Source organism: Clostridiales bacterium, from assembly GCA_017961515.1.
In the GTDB taxonomy this organism is placed as follows: Bacteria; Bacillota; Clostridia; order Acetivibrionales; family RGIG10202; genus RGIG10202.
The window spans coordinates 1-4027 of the sequence record JAGCXC010000060.1; the positions used below are offsets into that span (position 1 = coordinate 1).

The following is a 4027-nucleotide window of genomic DNA, read 5'->3' on the forward strand; positions in this document are numbered from 1 at the left end:
AAAATCAAAAAAATCAAAAAAAACATATAAAAACAAAATAAAAGAAAATCAAAAAGAATAAATAAAACAAAATCAAAAAATATATAAATTCCTAAAAATTAAAATATTCCTAAAATATAAAAATTCCTAAAAAAAGAATAAACAAAATATATAGAATAAATAAATACTTATAATAAAGATATAAATATTATATTATGAATAATAAAACATATAAAAGCAATTATCAATTGACTAGAAAATTAAATAAAATAAGTTTTATACAAAAACAAGCTATAAATAAGATATATTCTCTTTTTCTCCTAAATTTTCAGTGAAAAAAGAGAAGAAGAAAAGCCAAAGCCCCCACCTGTCAATAAAATTTTTGACGTTTGAGTTTCTTCAGTTCAGCACTGGCTGTAAAAAAAATTTTTGACAGCAGGGAGGAGGGGTAGCAACCCATTGAATGAGTGAATAATTGTAATAGTATACTACCGCGCGCACCAAGCAATTTTCAAAAACAAGGTATCCGTGCCTTGTTGTATAAGGTATATGTACCTGATTAATAAGGTATTTGTGCCTGGTAGTGTGGTATCATACCACGTTAGCAAGGTATAAATGCCTGCTGTATAAGGTAAGTGTGCCTTGCTTCTATTGTTGATTACAAGGTAAAAATACCTTACACAAGGTAGATATACCTTACATAAGGTAAAAATACCTTGCAATTATAAAAAAAATCATTATCTAGTATAAAGCGTAGCGCTATAAAGCGTAGCGCTGATATTTATATAGTAATATGTATGGATGTTCTTCACAAAGAGGGAGTTATTAAAGTTTTTGGGGAAAAATGAGAACGATAATAAGCTAGTGGATAGGATGATTAAGCGTTGAGAGGTTATTAGATTAGCAGATGGGTATGAGCTAGTAGAGGATGATGTTGAGGAATTAAAGTGAAAGATAAAAGAGCTTGAATGAAAAATTGAGGATTTAGAGAGAAAGGAGGAGGGGACTGATGGAGGAAGGATGCAAGTTTCTTCTTCTGATTTAGATTTGGCAAATCATTTGAGTAACGATTTAGAATATCTAAACAGAGAGTACGAGAAGTTAGAGGGATTATTAGATTATTCTTTGAGGAAATGTTATAATATTATGAAGAAGAAGGGGTTAGTAGGCTCTGAGGATATTTATGATGATTTTTATGCTGAGATAACCAAAGGTTATCGTGATAATAATATAACAGCTTGATACCAAGGTAAATCAGAGGTTAAAACTGATAACGAGGGAAGCGGTAGCGTGGTAGAATGTGGTAATGGTTGAGAGAAAGATTTAGGCTCAATTATGAATAAATTTGGTATTAAAAAAGCTTCAGATTTGATTTAATTTCTTTTACTTTCTAAACATAAATAAATGTCTGACTTCATCAATTTAGAAAACAAAAACAACCACGCAGGAGTGGAAAGGAGAGAAGCTTCAGAGAGAGCTGAAGCTATCTTAAAGTTAATCAACGAGTATAGGTTATATACTCACAGGTTTGAGAGTTTACCTACTTGGGATGTATTAGAGTTTCTGAGCAAGTTAGAGAAGGAGTTATTTAATAGATTTGGGGGAGATGTAGAGAATGGGGAGATAGATAAGTTAAGGAATGAGTATTTCTTAGTATTTGGGAAGAAACCTTTTATGGCTTGGGGAGTAGAAGATTTGAAGAAAAGGATAGAACAAGGAAAGGTAGAAGTTCCAAAGATTTCAGAAAAGACTTTACATTCTAAAAAGAGTAGATGGGGGAAGTAAGTAGAACTAATGCACCAAAGCGTAGCGCTGAAATAAAGAGATGACCTAACGAAAAAACGAAGAATTTGGTTGGGACTAGAGAGATTATTAGGGACTGAAAACCTTGAAGCTGAAAGTATAAGTGACCAGATAGACTAGCTGTAAAGAAAGGTTTAACAGAGAAACAGAAAGCTTTTGTAGATGAGTATTTACAGTCACATAATGCTACTGCTGCTTATAGAGCAGCTAAAGGTACTTTAGGGAATAGGGAAGAATGGATAGATAGTGATAGACCTAACTGAATGCAGATGAAGAAGGTAGAGAAGGTTAAGGAATATCTTATACAGAAATTAGCAGATGATGCTGAGTTATGTTTAGAGTTACAGATGGAGATGATACAGAATGAGGATATACCAGCAGCTGTTAGGATGGACTGAATAAAAGATAGACTTAATAGATTATGAGTAGGAAAGCAGAAAGAGGAAAGCCAATGATTTAGTGGAATATGAGAGGTTACTATTACTATTAAGCATAAACAACCAGAGATTACTGAATGAGAGGTAGTAGAGTGAAGTGTGGTAGAGTGAAGCGTAGTAGAAGCAGAAGATTTAACTCCTAAACAAGAAAACGATGTACAATAATACCAACATTATAAAAAACATTTCGTATAATCAGACAGAAATTCTGAATAATATTTGAATGTTATATTTATGAACTAATCAGTTTGACTGCGACATTACGGCAAGCACATTGAACTTCTATAAAGACTGAATACCTTTACCTAAACATCTATATGATGTGTATCCTCAAAGTGAGATAGTAGAGAAGATAGAGCCACGATGACCTATACCACTATGAGATGGTAGTATTCATTCAATAGTTATAGACTTACCATTTGTTATTACACCACCAAAAGCACCATCTATGCAAAAACCAAAGAAATGAAGAAATATAATCTCTAAAAGATTTGCTTCTTACTACCCTGCTAAAGAATTATATGATAGTTATTACCACCGAATAAAAGAGGCTTATAGAGTATTGGATGATGGTGGTGTATGTATATTTAAGTGTCAGAGTACGATAAGCTGAGGTATTAAACATAATGTAGAAGAATATAGTTATATGTGTTGAGAGAAAGTTTGATTTGTGATGGAGGATAAATTTACACTAATTGCAAAATCAAGAATTATAGGCAGAATGCAAAATCAAATACATTCAAGAAGTTATACATCTCAGTTCTTAGTATTCGTAAAGAGAAGTAGAAAGGCTAACGATTTTATTTATTCAGATTTATTAGATGGCTAAACTATTCCAACCTAATTTCGAGATGACTGAGAAACAAGCGGAGGCTTGGGAAGCTCTTACAGACAATACTCATAGGAATATCTGATTTGGAGGTTGAGCAGGGGGGTGAAAGTCGGTCGTTTGAGTTATGTGGCTGTGGTATATGGCTTGGAAATATCCTTGAACTAGGTGGTTTATAGGTCGTAGAGAGTTATCTAATCTTATGAAAACTACAGTTAATACCTACTATAAAATCTGACAAATCTATGAGATACCTAAAGAGTTTATGTGAAAACTAGATAAGAAGTACAATATAATTAGATTTGATAATGGTAGTGAAATTCTTTTGTTAGACTGTGCAACACAACCAGCTGACCCATTATTTACTAGATTTGGGTCTTTAGAGCTTACTTGAGGTTTCATAGATGAAGCAAATGAGATAGATGAGCAAGCTGTTACTATCCTAAAAACTCGTATTGCTAGGCAAAAAAACAAGGAATACTGACTTATCCCTAAATTATTATGTACCTTTAATCCAGACCAGTGACGAGTAAAGAGGACTTTCTATACACCACGAAAGTCTTGAACATTGCCAGAAGATACTATATTTATACCATCTTTAGTTACAGATAACGAGTTTATAGACCCAGAGTATATCACTCAGCTTAGGAACTCAACAGATGAGATTACTAAACAGAGGCTTTTATATTGAAACTTTGACTGGTCTTGAGATGCTGGAAAGCTATTTAGACACGATGAAATAGAAGACTTATTTGAAACTAATGTAGAAAAGAAGGACACAACTTATATCTCAGTGGATGTTGCTAGACTTGGAGATGATAAGACTGTTATTTGTATTTGGAGGGGGTTAGAATGTATCAAAATCTTACATTACGATAGAAATACTATTGATGATATAGCAGCCAGAATAAAGGACTTAGAGTATTCTTATTGAGTATCTAGACATAATATAGTAGTAGATAGTGACTGAGTTTGATGA

The 4027-nt window shown here is 32.8% G+C and carries 2 protein-coding genes and 1 pseudogene; all 3 read left to right on the forward strand.

The window, feature by feature from the left end:
- The first annotated feature begins 999 nt into the window (after window positions 1–999).
- The 3 genes and pseudogenes from J6Y29_04550 to J6Y29_04560 all read left to right on the forward strand — a co-directional run bounded on the left by J6Y29_04550 (window position 1000) and on the right by J6Y29_04560 (window position 2045).
- Window positions 1000–1221: a hypothetical protein gene (locus tag J6Y29_04550; protein ID MBP5427143.1), complete on the forward strand. Its 222-nt coding sequence runs from the start codon at window positions 1000–1002 to the stop codon at window positions 1219–1221.
- A 207-nt stretch (window positions 1222–1428) separates the two neighbouring features.
- Window positions 1429–1764 carry a hypothetical protein gene (locus J6Y29_04555; protein ID MBP5427144.1) on the forward strand — a complete coding sequence of 112 codons (336 nt, stop codon included), beginning with the start codon at window positions 1429–1431 and terminating at the stop codon, window positions 1762–1764.
- Between the two features lie 152 nt (window positions 1765–1916).
- Window positions 1917–2045 (forward strand): annotated as a pseudogene (locus J6Y29_04560) (terminase small subunit).
- Window positions 2046–4027: the final 1982 nt, after the last annotated feature.